Raw genomic sequence first — 15,801 nt, 5'->3', positions numbered from 1 at the left:
GGCGCGGGCCTCTTTCATGACTGGAAAGGTGGCAGGCCTGCGACGTGGCCGACCACGCCATCCTCAGTGAGTTCGGCAAGCGCCAGCGACTGATCGAGATGTTCGGCCCGCCAGGCAAGCAGCCTTTCGGCAAGCTCCAGCCGGACCGGCAGATAGGCCGGGTCGGCAGCGACATTGGTCAGTTCGTCTCGATCCTGCTCCAGGTCGAACAGCAGCGGCGGCAGGCCGCCGCCGAAATGTACATATTTGAATTGTTTCGTGCGGATAACGGCCAGATTGCATTGGCGCGGACCGATGTCGAAATGGCGCTCGGCATGACCGTCGGCAACCGAGCGGAAATCGAACTCCCAATGCGCGGCCTCGCGCCAGTTGCCCGGCTCCCCGGCATCCAGGAACGGCTTCAGCGATTGTCCGTCGAGATGCGGCGGGGATACCTCGCCAAGCAGATCGAGCAATGTCGGCACTATGTCCACCGCTTCGGTGAAGCGGTCGACGCTGGCGCCGGCCGCCTTGCGGCGACGCGGGTCGCGGATGATCAGCGGAATATGAAAACTGCCGTCGAAGAAGCCGCCCTTGCCCAGCATGAAATGGTCGCCCATCATCTCGGCATGGTCAGAGGTCAGCACGACGATGGTCTCGTCCCAGGCATCCGCCGCCTTGACCGCCTGCCAGATGCGGCCAAGCTGCGCGTCGACTTCCGAGATCATGCCGTAATAAAGCGCGCGGATGCGGCCAAGATTGTCGTCGCCCCAGTCGCGCACCTTGCCCTCGGCGCCGGGGCGGAAATTTGCCCGCTGCTGCTGGCCAAGTTCATAGGCAAGGTAGGGGTGGCTCTGCGCCTCGGCCTGCCAGCTCGCGGCGCGGCGGAAAGCTGTTCCGTCGGCTGGATCATACATCCTGTTGTAAGGCTCCGGCACGATGAAGGGCGGATGCGGGCTGAGGAAGGAAAGATGCGCGAACCACGGTGTATCGCGCTCCTGTTCGCCAAGCCAGCGGACGAATTCGCCGGTCAGGAAGGCGGCTGGGGTCTCGTCCTTCGAGTAGACGGGCGGTGAGGTGGTCACGGCGCCGTCCGTCGTGGCACCAACGATTTCGTCCGCTGGGCGATGGATATCGGGAAAGCCGGCGCCGCTATCGATGCCGCGCGCCTCGAGCCATGACAGCCACGGTTTCTGGTGCTCCGGCAGGAGTTGGCGCACGGTGAAGCCGGGCAGCACGCCTTCATAGCTTTTCAGCCGCGGGTCGCCTGGCGCCAGCGTGCGCGGATCGGGCGATACGTCGGTATAGCCGAACAGCGTTGGATCATAACCGAGACTGCGTGCCGAGAGCGCGATGTTGCCATGGCGGGCGTCGAGCGGCGTGCCGTTGCGGCAGACGCGGTTGTTCATCTGGTAAAGGCCGGTGTAGAGGCAGGCGCGTGCCGGCGAGCAGGGCGCCGCCCCGCCAAAGTGCTGTCGAAACAGCACACCCTCGGCGGCGAGCGCGTCGGCATTTGGCGTTCGCACCACCTTGTTGCCTGCCGCCGACAGGCAGTCGCCGCGCCACTGGTCGCAGGTGATCAGGAGAACATTCGGGCGTCTGTCTTTTCTGACCAATGCTGGTGTCCTTCTTTGAAAACCTGCCGCAAATACCTGCCGGTCACGGGAGCCGAATTTTTGTGGCGACACAAGCCTCAGGTGTTCGCTAAATGGTGAACAAAAGTCGCTTTATTGTTCACTTATAGAGCACAGTCTATTCTGTGTTTGCGGCCTTTGCCGCCGGCTGGCGGGTCCTCATATTGGCGTGGACGCGGCATGGGCCGCACAGGACAAGGGAAGGAGCAGGAAAAATGCTCGACCAGATCAAGGGCCTGCATCACGTCACCTCGATGGCCAGGGATGCGCGCCAGAACAACGAGTTCTTCACCAAAAAGCTCGGCCTGCGCCGGGTCAAGAAAACCGTCAATTTCGACGCGCCGGATGTCTACCATCTCTACTATGCCGACGAGCTCGGCACGCCCGGTTCGGTGATGACCTATTTTCCGTTCCCCAATATCGGCAAGGGCCGCCACGGCGTCGGCGAGGTCGGCACCACGGTCTATTCGGTGCCCGAGGGCACGCTCGCCTATTGGGAAAAGCGTTTTGCCGATGAGGGCGTCACCGGGCTGTCGCGCGACGAGAGCTTCGGCGAGAAGCGCCTTGGCTTCGCCGGTCCCGATGGCGACGGGTTTGCGCTGGTCGAGAGCAAGGCCGACACCCGTACGCCGTGGGCGAAAGGCAATGTTCCCTCGGACGAGGCGATTCGCGGCTTTCACTCGGTGTCGCTCAGGCTGAAGGATGGCGGCGCCACGGAAGAGCTGCTGAAATTCATGGGCTATGAGGAAGTCGACACGTCCGGCACTGTAAAAAGGCTGGCGGTGAAGGACGGCAACGGCGCCAACATCGTCGACATCGAATCGCTGCCGGGCGCCGCTTTTGCCGATCTCGGCGCCGGCTCGGTCCACCACGTCGCCTTCGCTGTCGAAAACCGCGCCAAGCAGCTCGACGTGCGCAAGGCGCTGATGGACACCGGCTACCAGGTGACGCCGGTGATCGACCGCGATTATTTCTGGGCGATCTATTTCCGCACGCCGGGCGGCGTGCTGTTCGAAGTCGCCACCAACGAGCCGGGCTTCGACCGCGACGAGGACACCGCCCATCTCGGCGAGGCGCTGAAGCTGCCGTCGCAGCACCAGCATCTGAGGCCCTATCTCGAGCAACATCTGCAAAAGCTGGAAGACTGAGGACAAAGCCATGAGCAAGGACGCTTACACCTACAAGACACTGCCTGGTTCGCCTGATGGATCGCGGCTCTTCGTCTTCCACGGCACCGGGGCCGACGAGAACCAGCTTCTGTCGCTCGGGCGCGATCTCGCGCCGCAGGCGACTATCGTTTCGCCGCGCGGTGATGTCTCGGAAGACGGTGCTGCGCGCTTCTTTCGCCGCACCGGCGAGGGCGTCTACGACATGGACGACCTGGCGCGGGCGACGGGCAAGATGGTTGGCTTCGTCAAGGCGCATGTCGGGGCGCATGTCGAGGCGTCAAAGCCCGCGCCGGTGCTTGGCCTCGGCTATTCCAACGGCGCAAACATCCTGGCCTCGGTGGTGTTCGCTGCGCCATCGCTGTTCGATGCGGCGGTGCTGATGCATCCCCTGATCCCATTCGAGCCGGAGGTGAACGGCAGCCTGGCCGGCCGCCGCATTCTGGTCACGGCAGGCAAACGCGATCCGATCTGCCCGCCGAACCTGACCGCTCGGCTCGAAGCCTATTTGCGCGCCGCTGGCGCCGATGTCACAGTGGAGTGGCACGACGGCGGCCATGAGGTGCAGTCGAACGAGATCGAGGCGGCGCAGCGGTTCCTGTCCGCTACGCCGGCAGAAGGAGCGTAAGCAATGCCTGACCAATTGCCGGAGATCGAACTGGAGGATCGCGGTTCCAAGGGCCGTTATCTCCTGCGCGGGCCTGATGGCGCCGAGGCGGAGATGACCTTCACCAAGATCGGCGAGCACCAGATCATCATCGACCACACCGAAGTGCCGGATGCGTTTCGCGGCCAGGGCGCGGGGCTTAGGCTCGTTACCCGCGCCGTCGAGGATGCGCGCGCGGCAGGCAAGAAGATCATTCCGCTCTGCCCGTTCGCCAACGCCCAGTTCCGACGTCACCAGGAATGGGCCGACGTGCTGAAGCAATAGCGTTGATCCTGGCGCCAGGCCTCGGCGCACGATGACGGTTGAGGGCGGGCAGCCACAAGCGCATCGCTTCATTTGCGCAGATTGCCAGTCTTGCCCAGTGGCCAGTCTTGCCCAGTGGCCAGTCTTACCCAGTGGGGCGTCTTGCCTAGTGGGTATTGCCTTGCCTAAGTAGGATACTGCCCGCCCGACCAATCGAACCGAAATGATCCCTTGATGACCGAAACCGATCTTGTTCCCGTCTTCGACGGCCACAACGACACGCTGCTCAGGCTCTATCAGTCGAAAGACGCGGATGTCGAAAAGCTGTTCATCGAGGGGACATCGGGTGGCCACATCGACCTGCCGCGTGCGAAACAGGGCGGCTTTGCCGGCGGCATGTTCGCGATCTTTCCGCCGCCGGTCGAGAAATCCAAGCGCAGTGCGGTTCCTCCCGCACCGAGCGATATCGAGCCCTTGCCGCCCGAAATTCCGCGCGCCGACGCGCTTGCTTCCACCATCGCCATGGCCTCGATCCTGTTCAGGCTGGAACGAGCGTCGGCGCTCACCGTCTGCCGCAGCGCCGGCGACGTGCGAAACGCGATGGCGCAAGGGTCGATCGCAGCGGTGTTCCATATCGAAGGCGTCGAGGCGATCGACCCCGAACTGACCATGCTCGACGTGCTGCATGCGGCCGGCTTGCGCTCGCTCGGCATCGTCTGGAGCCGCCCGAACGCTTTCGGCCACGGCGTGCCGTTCCGTTTCCCGTCGACGCCCGACACCGGACCTGGCCTGACCGATGCCGGCAAGGCGCTGGTCAAGGCCTGCAACCAGCTCGGCATCCTGGTGGATCTTTCGCACCTCAACGAAAAGGGGTTTCGCGACGTTGCCGAGATCAGCGACGCACCGCTGGTCGCGACCCATTCCAATGTCCATGCGATCTGCGGCCATTCGCGTAACCTCACCGAATGGCAGCTCGGCGCGATCCGCGACTCGGGCGGCATGGTCGGGCTGAATTTCGCCACCGGGTTTTTGCGCGAGGACGGCAGGATGAATGCCGATACCAGTCTCGACATCATGGTGCGCCATGTCGATTCACTGCTGCAGGCGCTGGGCGAAGACGGCGTCGGCCTCGGGTCCGACTTCGACGGCGCCATGATCCCGGCTGTGGTCGGCGACGTCACCGGCCTGCCGAAGCTGCTCGACGCGTTCGCCGCGCGCGGCTTCGGTCGCGCGCTGATCGAGAAGATCGCCTACCGCAACTGGATAAGCATGCTGGAAAAGACGATTGGCTAATTGCGTGAGGATTGCTCGAAGCCCAGGCGCTTCAGCCAATCCAGGCCGACACCGCGGTCGCGGATGATCGGCAGCGGATCCATCGAATCCAGCCGCGCGCAGATGCGGTAGACTTCCAGCGTCTCGGCATTCATCTCGCCGCGCTGGTAGAAGAACATGGCGGCGGCGTAGCGGGTGCGGCCCGACCATTTTTCGCTGAGCGGCGTGGTGACCAGCTGCCACTGCTCAGCGGCTTCCCAATCGAATTCGTGCTTGTCAGCCTCGTCCGCCATGGTCAGAAATCAGCCGGCGGATTGGCGGTGCGACGGTCGAGCTTGATGAACGGTCGCGGCACCACCTTGGCCCGCTTCATCAGCTTCTGGTACTGCAGCTCGCGCATGGCGTAGATCTCGACCCAGAGATCGTCGACGATCGTATCGCCGAACGGCCGCGCCAGCGAGGCGATGGCGATGTTGCGTTTGGCCATCGGCGACCACATGGCGGCGCTGACCAGCCCGACCTCCTGGCTTTTCCTGTAATAAACCATGGCGTGCTCGGCCGGAATGTTGCCCTCGATCTCAAGCCCGACCAGCACATGGCGAAGACGCTTCTTCGCCCGCGCGCTGACAATGGCGCGGCGGCCATTGAAATGGCCTTTATCGAAGTCGATCATGAAACCGAGACCGATCTCGTCCGGCATGCGCAAGCGGTTGGGCCGAACAGCATGCACGGCGGTGACGAAGTCGGCATTGGCGACGATCAGCCCGGCTTCGAGCCGGGCGCGGTTGAGTGCCGCATAGCCGATGGCGCGTATGCCGCGCAGTTCGCCGGCCAGCATCAGCCGATCCCAAAGGCTGAGCGCATGTTCAGCCGGCACGAACAGCTCGTAGCCGAGATCGCCGGTGAAACCGGTGCGCGAAATGGTGACCCTGCTGGTTCCCTGGGAACTGCCATCATGCGGGAATTCGGCAATGTCGAAAATCTTCAACCGTTCGACGTCGGCGAAACCGGCGTCGCGCAGCACTGCAAACGAAGTCGGACCCTGCAGGGCCAGACCGGCGACGGCTTCGGTTTCTTCCTCCACGATCACCTCAAAGCCTATGGCGCTGTCGAGCAGCCAGGGCAGATGCCGCTCCTGCGAGCACAGCCGGAACCGTGTCGGCGAAAGCCGGAACAGCGTGCCGTCGTCGAGAACGAAACCCTCGTCGTCGCACCAGGCGGTGTAGTGGACGCGGCCAGGTTTCAGTTTTGCCACGTCCCGCAAGGTGATGCGGTTGAGGAAGGCTTCGGCGTCTGGTCCCTCGACGCGGTATTTCGTCATCGGCGAGATGTCGAACAGAGCGGCCTGGCTGCGGATGGCGAAATATTCGAGCTCCTCGTCCCACAGCGAATGCGGGGCACGATAGCCGGCCCAATTGTACCAGTCATTGGTCCTGGCCAGCGCATCGATGCGCGGCTGGAACGGCGTGCCGGGCCGCAGCGTGCGGAAATGCGATTGCGCTGCGGCGCGGGCGGTCGACGGCGCGATGGCGGGTTGCTGATTCATGGTGGCGATCCTTCGCCGTGAAGCGCAACCTTGGCGAAATGAACAGACATGACCTACCCCTTCATCGCAATGATCCGTCTTGCAGCATTCAAGCCCGGCGCGCCGGAGACGCCGCCGCCCGGATGCGAGCCGGCGCCGGCGAGGAACAGCCCGTCGATCGGCGTGTCGTAGCCCGACCAGCCGGCGACAGGACGCGACATCAGCATCTGGTCCGCCTGCAGTTCACCGTGATGCCAGTGACCGCCAGGCATCCGGTAGCGCGCCTCGATGTCGGCCGGCGTCAGCAGCTCGGCATGGCGAACTGTCTTGCCGATTCCCGGCGCATAGGTCTCCAATTGAGCCATGATCGCGTTGAGGAATTTGCCCCTGCCGGAGGCCCAGCCTTCTCTCAGCGCATAGGGGGCATATTGCACCACGGCTGACAGCACGCAGGCGCCGTCGGGCGCCAGCGACGAATCGGCAAGGCTGGGCAGCGTGATCTCCATGACAGGCTCGGGGGAGAACTCGCCGTATTTCGACGGGTTGAAAGCGCGCTCGACATGATCGGGCGAGGGGGCAATGACCAGACGGCCTTTGTGGCCGGCGGCATCGACACCGGCGAATTGCGGCGGCCGGTCGAGCGCCAGATTGAGCTTCGCCGCATCGCCGTTCATGCGGATGTTCTTTACTTTTCGGATAAAGCCGGTGTCAAACTCGAGCGGCCCGACAAGGTCGAAAACAGTGGTTGCCGGATTGATGGCGGAAACGATCGTCCTCGCCCGGATTTCCTCGCCGCTGGCCAGTGCGACGCCGACGGCTCGGCCTTTCTCAACGATGATCCTCGCCGCCGGTGTATTGGTGCGGCTGGTCACGCCGGCCTTTTCCGCTGCCACGCAGATGGCTGAAATGACCGCGCCCATGCCGCCTTTCGGCAGGATTTGCGCGCCGGCAGCGCCGCCGGACTCGCCCGCCAGGCGATAGTAGAGGCCGAGCAGCGAGGTCGGCGAGCGCGGCCCGAGATGGGAGCCGAGCGTGGCATCGAAGGCGAGCAGGCCCTTCAGCCGGTCGTCGGAAAGCTGCTCGTCGAGCAGGTCGGCAACGTTCATCAACAGCACGCGCAGGAAATCGCGCATGTCCTCCTTGCCGAGCTTCTTCAACGCCAGCGCGGTCTGGCCAAGCGACGCCGTATCGAGCAGTGACATGCCGCTGAGATCGGGCGGACGGCGCGCAAGGAGCGGCTTCAAGATGCCGGCATAGCGCAGCAGTTGCGCGCGCAGGTCCTTCCAGGCGGTCTGCCCGGTGGGACTGGCGCCGGTCAGCACCTCGCCATAGGCGCCATGCAGGACAAGCGGCGGGCCGTCTGTCGACAGTGCCACGGACGGCACGAAAGCGCTACGCGCGATCTGCAGCCCGTGCTTTTCCAGCTCCAGCGTCGTCACCACATCGGGATGCAGGCGGTTCAGCAGATGGGCGATCGACGAAACGCGAAAGCCCGGTGCGAATTCCTCGGTACGCGCCGCACCGCCGACGTCGCCGGCGGCCTCAAGCACCAGCACGTTGCGGCCGCTCTTGGCCAGAACGGCGGCCGAGACGAGGCCGTTATGGCCGCCGCCAACAACGATCGCGTCAAATGACGTCATGGGCCGGGCTCATATGCTTGGTCGGCTTGGCGAGATCGGACAGGATCTCGGCTGCTGCATTGCGGCCAGGCGCGCCCATGACGCCACCGCCGGGATGGGTCGAGGAGCCGCACATATAGAGCCCGGCGACCGGCGAGCGGTATTGCGCGTAGCCCGGCACCGGCCGGTTGAACAGCAGTTGATCGAAGGTCAGCTCGCCCTGAAAGATATTGCCTTCGGTGAGGCCGACCTCAGCCTCGATCTCGCGCGGCGTGCGTACCTCCATATGGACGATGCGGTTGCGGAAACCCGGCGAATAGTCTGATATCTGGGCAATCACGCTTTCGGCAAAACCGTCGCGGTCGGCGTCGGTCCAGTCGCCGCCGTTCACTTTCGGTGGCGCGTACTGCACGAAGCAGCTCATGAAATGCTTGCCTGATGGAGCCATGGTCGGATCGAGCGTCGTCGGGATCACCATGTCGAGGAAAGGGTCGGCCGACCAGCGCCCGGCCTTCCAGTCGTCATAGGCGCGCTCCATGCGCTCCATCGAATCGGTGAAATGCATGTCGCCGCGATAGACCGGCGAATCCTTCGGCAGCGCCGGGAATTCGGGCAGTGAATCAAGCGCGATGTTGACCTTGCCCGACGAGCCGCGAATCCTGAAATTCCTGACCCGGCGCAGGAAGATGTCGGGCAGCTCCCTTTCCTCGACCAGTTTCAGGAAGGTGCGTTTCACGTCGGCATTGGAGACGACCAGCTTGCCGTGGATCTCTTCGCCGCTGGCCAGCACCACACCCCTGGCCTTGCCGCGCCGGATCGTCACATGGTCGACCTCGGCGCCAGTGCGGATGGTGCCGCCTGAGGCCTCGAAGGAAGCGGCGAGCGCCTGGGTGACTGCGCCCATGCCGCCGCGTGCATAACCCCAGGCGCCGACCGAGCCGTCGACCTCGCCCATGTAATGATGCAGAAGCACATAGGCGGTGCCCGGCGACATCGGGCCGAGCGCGGTGCCGATGATGCCCGACAGCGCGAAATTCGCTTTGACGACGTCGGTCTCGAAATACTCGTCGAGGAAGTCCGAGATCGACATGGTCCAGAAGCGCAGCGTCAGCGCCATTTCCTCTGCCGATAACCCGGCGAACTTCTTGCCCAGATACAGAAGCTCGCCAAGATCGCGTGGCCGAAAACTGGTCGGATCGGGCGCGGTGCGCATCAACAGCGGCTGGATGAAGCGGCATTGCCGCGTCACGTCGCGGGCGTAACGGTCGTAGGCTTCGGCATCGCGCCTGGAAAAGCGGGCGAATTCGCGCCGGTGAGCATCGTGGTCGCGGTAGTTGGCGAGATAGTCGCCATCTCTGGTGAACACCGCGCCGCCCTCATAGGCGATCACCTGCAGGCCAAAGCGCGGCAGTTCGAGGTCGCGCATGATCTCAGGGCGAAACAGCGAACAGACATAGGAGCAATTCGAATAGAGGAAGCCGGGCGTCAATTCGCGGCTGGTGGCGGCGCCGCCCACCCAGCCGTTCTTCTCGACGACCAGCACGTCGAGCCCGGCGCGCTGCAGGTAGCAGGCATTGACCAGCCCATTGTGCCCGCCGCCGATGACGATCGCATCCCAGGATTTCATTGTGGCCCGCTCTTCATTGGTGGCCGACGCCGTGTGTGGTCGGCCCGAATGCGCGGAATTTGCCATGGCTGTCGCCGTATTGTCCAGCCATTTTGAATGAATGTTCAACAAATGATGTTGCGTTTTCGCCGACATGCGCTAGGCTTTGCCACCATTCGAATGGCTTTGGACTGGGGTCCGATGATCGAAACGACAGATGCCGAGCCGGAATATGACGACACCGCCATCCGCTTCCTCGAGGCGCTGTGGGGCGACGGCTATCTGTCGCCGGGCGGGCCGGATGAGGTCGACCGGGTGGTCGAGGGTCTTGCGCTCAACGGCAAGACGATCCTCGACGTTGGCTGCGGCTCCGGCGGCATAACGCTGCATCTGCTCGAGCGCCATGGCGCCGCCCACGTTGTCGGGTTCGATGTCGAGCGGCCGGTGATCGAGGCGGCCAGGAAAAGGGCGACGGCACGCGGGCTTTCAGGTCGCGCCAATTTCGTCCAGGCACCGCCTGGGCCGCTGCCCTTCACCGATGCTTCCTTCGACGTCGTCTTCTCCAAGGATGCGCTGCTGCACGTGCCCGACAAGGATGCGTTGTTTGCCGAGATCGTCCGTGTGCTGAAGCCGGGCGGTGTCTTCGCTGCCTCGAACTGGATGATCTCGCATGACGGCGAGCCGTCGCCTGAGATGAAGGCCTATGTCGCCGCGGAAAGCCTGTCCTTCGCCATGGCGTCGCCAATCCGCTATGCGGCGGCGATGCGCCGGGCAGGCCTTGCCGACGTCACCGTGCATGACCGCAATCCCTGGTATCGCGAGGTCGCACGGGAGGAATTGAACCGACTCAAAGGCCCGCTCTACCCGGCGGTTGCGGCTGCGGTCGGGACTGCCTATGTCGACAAGAACATCCGAACCTGGGAAGCCATGCAGAAGGTTCTTGACAGCGGCGAGCACCGTCCCACTCATCTTCGCGGTCGGAAGCCGGTTGGATAACCGGCGATGCTGGAGACCATCACGCCCATGAAGACAGCAGAGGCCAAGGAGGCCCACCTTGCAGCGCAGAAAAGCGATGCCGAGAAGCGCGGTCGCAAGGCGTCGAGGGAGGTCAGGCAACTGCAGCTGATCGAGGCGACGATCGATTCGCTGGCCAAGCGCGGCTATTCGGAGACGACGATGGCCGATGTCGCCGATGGCGCCGGCCTGTCGCGCGGGATTGTCAACTTCCACTTCGAGAGCAAGGAGAAGCTGCTCGTCGCAACGCTGCAATACATGGCCGACGAATACGCCGCGCACTGGCGCGCTGCCCTCACCAGGGCTGGCGACGATCCTGCCCGCCAGTTGCGGGTTCTGGTTGCCGCCGATTTCGACCGCTCGATCTGCAACAAGCGCAAGCTGGCCGCCTGGTGCGCCTTCTGGGGCGAGGCCAAGTCGCGTCCGACCTATCAGGCGCTGTGCGGCGCGCGCGATGCGGCTTACCAGAAGATCTTCATCGACCTTTGTGCGACGCTGAAGCAGAGCGGCGGCTATGCCTATGAGCCGCAGGTCATCGCGCTGGCGCTCAGTGCCATGCTGGAGGGTTTATGGCTGCGCCTGATGATGGGCACCGAGGACGTCACCCGCGAAACCGCGCTGCAGGCGGCGAACGAATTCCTGTCGGCGGCATTTCCAAAGCACTATCCGTGGCCAACGGCCGGCGGTGTCAAGACGGCATGAAACAATCAAAAAGAGGATGGAACGGCAATGAAGACCATGACTCGACGCCTGACGCTGACATTGGCACTGACCGGTGCGCTGGTGGCCTCGGTCGCAGCGCTGGCGGTTGCCGCGGACAAGGACCTGATTGTGTTCGACTGGTCCGGCTACGAGGATCCCGGTTTCCACCCGAAATATGTCGAGAAGAATGGCGACTCGCCGACCTTCACCTTCTTCGGCGACGAGGACGAGGCGTTCGAAAAAGTCCGTTCCGGCTTCAAGGCCGATCTCGGCCATCCCTGCTCGCAAAGCGTGGTGAAGTGGCGCGAGGCGGGGCTGTTGCAGCCGCTCGACACCTCGAAGATATCAGGCTGGAAAGACCTCGATCCCGGCATCGTGGCGATGAAGGATCTCGCCACCACCGCCGACGGCAAGGCCTGGTTCATGCCCTGGGACTGGGGCAATACGCAGCTCACCTACAATTCCGACAAGGTCGATGAGAAGGACGTCCATTCGCTGAAGGCATTGGCCGACCCCAAGTTCAAGGGCAGGGTCTCGATCGGCGACAGTGTCGACGACGCCTATGCGCTGGCCTCGCTGGCGATCGGGCTCAAGGACTGGACCAAGATGACGGACGACCAGTTCAAGCAGGCGTCGGACTTCCTGCGCGAGGTCCACAAGAATGTCCGCTCCTACTGGACCGACACCACCGATATCGTCCAGCTGTTGAGCGGCGGCGAGGTCGACCTTGCCTGGGCGTGGAACGACGCGGCGGTGCAGTCGGTCGCCGCCGGCGTGCCGATCAGGGCGAAGAAGGACACCGACGAAGGCATCTCGACGTGGGTCTGCGGCTATGTGCTGTTCAAGGATGCGCCGGGAAATGCCGACAAGGCCTATGACTATCTGAACGCGGTAAACGATCCGGCAATTGCCAACGTCCTGGTCAAGGATTGGGGCTATGGCCAGGCCAATGCCAAGGGCATGGCCGGCGTCGATCAGGCCATGCTGAAGGAAAAGGGCTACGACGACGTGCAGAAATTCGTCGACAAGACGCTGTTCCAGGCGCCGCTTCCCTCGGAACTCAAGCTCAAGATGATCGCCGAGTTCGAGAAGATCAAGGCCGGCTATTGAAGGGCGGGATCGAAAGGACCGAAATCGTCGTTGTCGGCGCCGGCTTCACCGGCCTGTCGGCAGCGCATGAGCTAAGCAATGCCGGCATCGATTTCCTGCTGCTCGAAGCGCGCGATCGGGTCGGCGGGCGGGTGGAGGCCAAGCGCAACGGACTCGGCGAGCGGATCGACAGCGGCGGCCAATTCCTTTGCCAGGACATGCCGGAGCTGATGGCGCTGTTGCAGGCGCGCGGCAAGACGCTGGTCGAGACCTATGTCGATGGGGAATTCGTCACGCAGCCGCGGATGAGCGCGCAGCAAGCCGACCGAACTTACTTGGGTTCGATGGCGATCCGCGACCGGATGAATGCGATCGCGCCGGATGATCCGGCCATCGCTGGACTGACTGTCGCGGTATGGCTCGATCGCCAGCATGACCCCGACCAGGCCAAAGCGGCCTTCCGCTCGATGATCGAGGGCTTATGGTGCCAGGCGCTCGAAAAGCTGCCGCTGTGGCATCTGATCGACAACGACCGCCGCATCACCAACGAAGTTTCGGAACTGCAATATTTCGTGCGCGAAACCATGCAGTCGCTGGCCGACGATCTGGCCGGCGATCTTGGCGATCGTGTGCGGCTTAACACGCCGGTTGCGACCATCGAGCACCGGCCGAAAGGGGTTCGTCTGGTTTCGGCGAGAAGTGCGGTCGAAGCCCGGGCGGCGCTGGTTGCCGCGCCGCCGATGATGGCCTCGAAGCTGGATTTTTCACCGCCGCTGCCGGCTGGCCTGAGAACGGCGCTCGGCGTCTGGCAAAGCGGAGCGGTGATCAAGCTGCTGGTGCGCTACCCCAGCGCCTTCTGGCGTGCAAGGGGCCTGAGCGGCGTGGTGATGTGGCGCGACCTGCCAGGGCTGTTTGCCTGCGACGCCAGCAAGGACGACGGCCATGCCGCGCTGGTCGTCTTCGTCGGCGGACCGCTGGCCCTGCGCTGGCGTGAGCTCGGCGGTGCGGCATTGCGCGCCGAGGTGACGACGAGGCTGGAGGACGCGCTCGGCGCCGAGGCCGCCGACATGCTCGATTTCAGTTGTCGCGACTGGACGCATGACCGCTGGAGCGGCGGCGGCTACAGCGATCTCATCATCGACCCGGCGGCGACCGACGCCGAACGCATCATCCTGGCCGGCGCGCCGCCGCTGCATTTCGCCGCGTCCGAATTGTCACCGTCATTCCCGGGCTATGTCGAAGGCGCTGTTGCGGCGGGGCGGATCGCTGCCCGAAAGATGATCTCGGGACTTCAGTCCGCCATCGCCACCAGTGCCTCGGGGTCGTAGGCGAGGCGGATCGAGGTGCCGACCGGAATGTCGTCGGCGCCGAAATCGTTGGTTTCAGTGACCGAAAGCGGTTTTTCCAATCCCGGTATCTCGACGACAAGATGGGTGATCTCGCCGAAGTAGTGGCGCTCGACGACCTTGCCGGCCACCTCGAATTTCGCCGTCGCGTTGTCCCACAATACGCGCAGACGCTCTGGCCGGATGCCGAGCGTGGCGGCGCCGCCATTGCGGACGAAAGCCTTCGGCCTGTCGGTCTTGACGCGGCCGAAGCCCAGCGTGTCGACGACCAGCGAAGCGCCGCTCTCCTCGACGATCTCGGCCTTGACGAAATTCATGCCGCCGAGAAAGTCGGCGACCTGCCGGTTGACCGGGCGCTGGTAGATCTCCTTGGGCGAGGCGACCTGCGCGATCCTGCCGCCGAACATCACGGCGATGCGGTCCGACATTGCCAGCGCCTCATATTGGTCGTGGGTGACCAGGACGAAGGTGATGCCGACCGCCTGCTGCAGGCGGCGCAACTCCACCTGCATCTGCTCGCGCAGCTTCTTGTCCAGCGCTGACAGCGGCTCGTCGAGCAGAAGCACTTTCGGGCGCATCACCAGCGCACGGGCCAGTGCCACGCGCTGGCGCTGGCCGCCGGACAGCTCGGTGGCGAGGCGCTTGCCGAGGCCGGTCAGCGACACCTGGCCCAGCGCCTCTTCGACGCGGCGCTTTTCTTCCGACCGTTCGAGCTTCAGCCGTTTCAGCCCATAGGCGACGTTCTGCTCGACATTGAGATGCGGGAAGATCGCATAGCTCTGGAACACCATGTTGGTTGGCCGGCGATTGGCCGGGATGCCCTCCATCGACTGGCCGTCGACCGAGATCAAACCGCTGGTCGGGTTGTCGAAGCCGGCGATCATGCGCAACAGCGTGGTCTTGCCGCAGCCGGACGGGCCGAGCAGCGAGAAGAATTCGCCCTCCTTGATGGTCAGCGAGGCGTCGTCCAGCGCCTTGAACGAACCATAGCTGCGGGTGACGTCGCGGATCTCGATCATCGGTCGTTCGGTTTGGTGGGGTCGTTCGGTTTGATGGGATCGTTCGGCCCCGAGAGGTGATTCGGCTTGGCCCTGCTCAGGCATGGAGGCCTCCCTCGTTCTGGGTGCGTCTTGCGGCGCGGCGGCGCAGGATTTCAGCAATGGTCATCAGCAGGAATGAGGCAGCCAGCAGCAGCGTGCCCAGCGCCAGCACGCCGGGCAGCTTCGAGGCGAAGCGCAACTGGCCCCAGATGTAGATCGGCAGTGTCGCCTCGGTGCCGGTCAGGAAGAAGGCGATGATGAACTCGTCGAGCGAAATGGTGAAGCAGACGAGCAGGCTGGAGACAATGGCCGGCGCCACCATCGGCAGCGTCACCCGTCTAAAGGTGCCGAGGGCGCTCTCGCCGAGGTCGGCGGAGGCTTCCTCCAGGCTGCGGTCGAAGCCTTCGAAGCCGGCGGTCAGCACGGTCATCGAATAGGGGACGCAGATCAGGACGTGGCCGAGCACGATGGTCAACAGCGACAGGCTCAAACCCAGTTGCAGTATCACCAGGAGCATGGAGATGGCGACAATGATTTCGGGCAGCACCAGCGGCGCCATGATCAGTCCGTTGATGGCGCGACGGCCGGGATAGCGGTAGCGCGTGATCGAACGGGCCGCGAGGATGCCAAGCACCGTGGACAGGATAGATACCGATACGCCGACGACCAGGCTGTTCCAGGCAGCGTCAAGCAGCGCCGGGGTGCGCGGCAGGTCCTGATACCATTTGAGGGTGAAGCCGGAGAGCGGGAATTTCGGCGTCGCGGCGCTGTTGAGCGAAAAGATCGGCAGGAAGATGACCGGCAGATAGAGGAACACGACATAGACAAACGCATAAGCCGACAACCAGCCGCTGGCCAGGAAGCGCCGCATCCCCGTCATCGCGCCAGCCTCATCGCAC

General features: G+C 63.9%; 15 protein-coding genes. 8 read left to right on the top strand and 7 right to left on the bottom strand.

The genetic code is table 11. The features are described 5' to 3' along the window. Positions 1-14 precede the first annotated feature (14 nt). Positions 15-1,595: an alkaline phosphatase family protein gene (locus BQ8794_RS03705; RefSeq protein WP_077373229.1), complete on the bottom strand. Its 1,581-nt coding sequence runs from the start codon at positions 1,593-1,595 to the stop codon at positions 15-17. A 233-nt stretch (positions 1,596-1,828) separates the two neighbouring features. Here BQ8794_RS03705 and BQ8794_RS03700 point away from each other — a divergent pair, with 233 nt between their 5' ends. The 4 genes from BQ8794_RS03700 to BQ8794_RS03685 all read left to right on the top strand — a co-directional run bounded on the left by BQ8794_RS03700 (position 1,829) and on the right by BQ8794_RS03685 (position 4,982). Further along, positions 1,829-2,761, top strand: coding sequence for a VOC family protein (locus BQ8794_RS03700; RefSeq protein WP_077373227.1), 933 nt, complete (start codon positions 1,829-1,831; stop codon positions 2,759-2,761). Positions 2,762-2,771: 10 nt separating this feature from the next. Then, positions 2,772-3,407 (top strand): alpha/beta hydrolase, encoded by a 636-nt coding sequence (locus BQ8794_RS03695; protein WP_077373224.1) that lies wholly within the window; start codon positions 2,772-2,774, stop codon positions 3,405-3,407. A 3-nt stretch (positions 3,408-3,410) separates the two neighbouring features. Then, positions 3,411-3,710, top strand: coding sequence for a GNAT family N-acetyltransferase (locus tag BQ8794_RS03690; protein ID WP_077373222.1), 300 nt, complete (start codon positions 3,411-3,413; stop codon positions 3,708-3,710). Positions 3,711-3,923: 213 nt separating this feature from the next. Then, the gene (locus BQ8794_RS03685) at positions 3,924-4,982 is read left to right on the top strand and encodes a dipeptidase (RefSeq protein WP_077373219.1); all 1,059 of its coding nucleotides are present in this window, start codon (positions 3,924-3,926) and stop codon (positions 4,980-4,982) included. Here the strand turns inward: BQ8794_RS03685 and BQ8794_RS03680 are convergent. Genes BQ8794_RS03680 through BQ8794_RS03665 form a run of 4 tightly spaced genes read right to left on the bottom strand, consistent with a single transcriptional unit; the run spans position 4,979 to position 9,732 of the window. After that, positions 4,979-5,254 (bottom strand): hypothetical protein, encoded by a 276-nt coding sequence (locus BQ8794_RS03680; protein ID WP_077373216.1) that lies wholly within the window; start codon positions 5,252-5,254, stop codon positions 4,979-4,981. The genes BQ8794_RS03685 and BQ8794_RS03680 overlap by 4 nt on opposite strands. Positions 5,255-5,256: 2 nt before the next feature. Beyond that, positions 5,257-6,507: an aminomethyl transferase family protein gene (locus tag BQ8794_RS03675; protein WP_077373213.1), complete on the bottom strand. Its 1,251-nt coding sequence runs from the start codon at positions 6,505-6,507 to the stop codon at positions 5,257-5,259. Positions 6,508-6,560: 53 nt separating this feature from the next. Beyond that, the gene (locus BQ8794_RS03670) at positions 6,561-8,126 is read right to left on the bottom strand and encodes a phytoene desaturase family protein (protein WP_077373210.1); all 1,566 of its coding nucleotides are present in this window, start codon (positions 8,124-8,126) and stop codon (positions 6,561-6,563) included. Continuing rightward, a complete protein-coding gene (locus BQ8794_RS03665) occupies positions 8,113-9,732 on the bottom strand; it encodes a phytoene desaturase family protein (protein WP_077373384.1) in 1,620 nt (539 codons plus the stop codon). The genes BQ8794_RS03670 and BQ8794_RS03665 overlap by 14 nt, the downstream gene beginning before the upstream one ends. A 180-nt stretch (positions 9,733-9,912) precedes the next feature. On the opposite strand from BQ8794_RS03665, the gene BQ8794_RS03660 reads away from it, so the two are divergent. The 4 genes from BQ8794_RS03660 to BQ8794_RS03645 are packed head-to-tail and all read left to right on the top strand — an operon-like array spanning position 9,913 to position 13,844. Next, on the top strand, positions 9,913-10,707 hold the full coding sequence (locus BQ8794_RS03660) for a class I SAM-dependent methyltransferase (protein ID WP_077373379.1): 795 nt from the start codon (positions 9,913-9,915) through the stop codon (positions 10,705-10,707). 6 nt (positions 10,708-10,713) lie between these two features. Beyond that, positions 10,714-11,427 (top strand): transcriptional regulator BetI, encoded by a 714-nt coding sequence (gene betI / locus BQ8794_RS03655; RefSeq protein ID WP_077373207.1) that lies wholly within the window; start codon positions 10,714-10,716, stop codon positions 11,425-11,427. Positions 11,428-11,454: 27 nt separating this feature from the next. Beyond that, positions 11,455-12,537, top strand: coding sequence for an ABC transporter substrate-binding protein (locus tag BQ8794_RS03650; protein WP_077373203.1), 1,083 nt, complete (start codon positions 11,455-11,457; stop codon positions 12,535-12,537). Beyond that, the gene (locus BQ8794_RS03645) at positions 12,534-13,844 is read left to right on the top strand and encodes a flavin monoamine oxidase family protein (protein ID WP_077373200.1); all 1,311 of its coding nucleotides are present in this window, start codon (positions 12,534-12,536) and stop codon (positions 13,842-13,844) included. Before BQ8794_RS03650 ends, BQ8794_RS03645 begins: the two co-directional genes overlap by 4 nt. On the opposite strand, the gene BQ8794_RS03640 is transcribed toward BQ8794_RS03645, so the two are convergent. Beyond that, positions 13,808-14,881, bottom strand: a complete 1,074-nt coding sequence (locus BQ8794_RS03640; protein WP_077373197.1) for an ABC transporter ATP-binding protein — start codon at positions 14,879-14,881, stop codon at positions 13,808-13,810. The genes BQ8794_RS03645 and BQ8794_RS03640 overlap by 37 nt on opposite strands. Before the next feature lie 76 nt (positions 14,882-14,957). Beyond that, complete coding sequence (locus BQ8794_RS03635) at positions 14,958-15,782, bottom strand: ABC transporter permease (protein ID WP_077373194.1); 825 nt, start codon at positions 15,780-15,782, stop codon at positions 14,958-14,960. Positions 15,783-15,801 lie beyond the last annotated feature (19 nt).

It is taken from the genome of Mesorhizobium prunaredense (assembly GCF_900156895.1).
Lineage (GTDB): Bacteria > Pseudomonadota > Alphaproteobacteria > Rhizobiales > Rhizobiaceae > Mesorhizobium > Mesorhizobium prunaredense.
Note: the sequence above shows the minus strand (reverse complement) of the source record. Positions and strands in the feature narration are given on the sequence as shown.

Bases quoted from the DNA above. Each gene is read 5' to 3' on its own strand.
- BQ8794_RS03700 (WP_077373227.1), top strand. From the start codon at position 1,829: ATGCTCGACCAGATCAAGGGCCTGCATCACGTCACCTCGATGGCCAGG.
- BQ8794_RS03695 (WP_077373224.1), top strand. From the start codon at position 2,772: ATGAGCAAGGACGCTTACACCTACAAGACACTGCCTGGTTCGCCTGAT.
- BQ8794_RS03690 (WP_077373222.1), top strand. From the start codon at position 3,411: ATGCCTGACCAATTGCCGGAGATCGAACTGGAGGATCGCGGTTCCAAG.
- BQ8794_RS03685 (WP_077373219.1), top strand. From the start codon at position 3,924: ATGACCGAAACCGATCTTGTTCCCGTCTTCGACGGCCACAACGACACG.
- BQ8794_RS03680 (WP_077373216.1), bottom strand. From the start codon at position 5,254: ATGGCGGACGAGGCTGACAAGCACGAATTCGATTGGGAAGCCGCTGAG.
- BQ8794_RS03675 (WP_077373213.1), bottom strand. From the start codon at position 6,507: ATGAATCAGCAACCCGCCATCGCGCCGTCGACCGCCCGCGCCGCAGCG.
- BQ8794_RS03670 (WP_077373210.1), bottom strand. From the start codon at position 8,126: ATGACGTCATTTGACGCGATCGTTGTTGGCGGCGGCCATAACGGCCTC.
- BQ8794_RS03665 (WP_077373384.1), bottom strand. From the start codon at position 9,732: ATGAAATCCTGGGATGCGATCGTCATCGGCGGCGGGCACAATGGGCTG.
- BQ8794_RS03660 (WP_077373379.1), top strand. From the start codon at position 9,913: ATGATCGAAACGACAGATGCCGAGCCGGAATATGACGACACCGCCATC.
- betI (WP_077373207.1), top strand. From the start codon at position 10,714: ATGCTGGAGACCATCACGCCCATGAAGACAGCAGAGGCCAAGGAGGCC.
- BQ8794_RS03650 (WP_077373203.1), top strand. From the start codon at position 11,455: ATGAAGACCATGACTCGACGCCTGACGCTGACATTGGCACTGACCGGT.
- BQ8794_RS03640 (WP_077373197.1), bottom strand. From the start codon at position 14,881: ATGATCGAGATCCGCGACGTCACCCGCAGCTATGGTTCGTTCAAGGCG.
- BQ8794_RS03635 (WP_077373194.1), bottom strand. From the start codon at position 15,782: ATGACGGGGATGCGGCGCTTCCTGGCCAGCGGCTGGTTGTCGGCTTAT.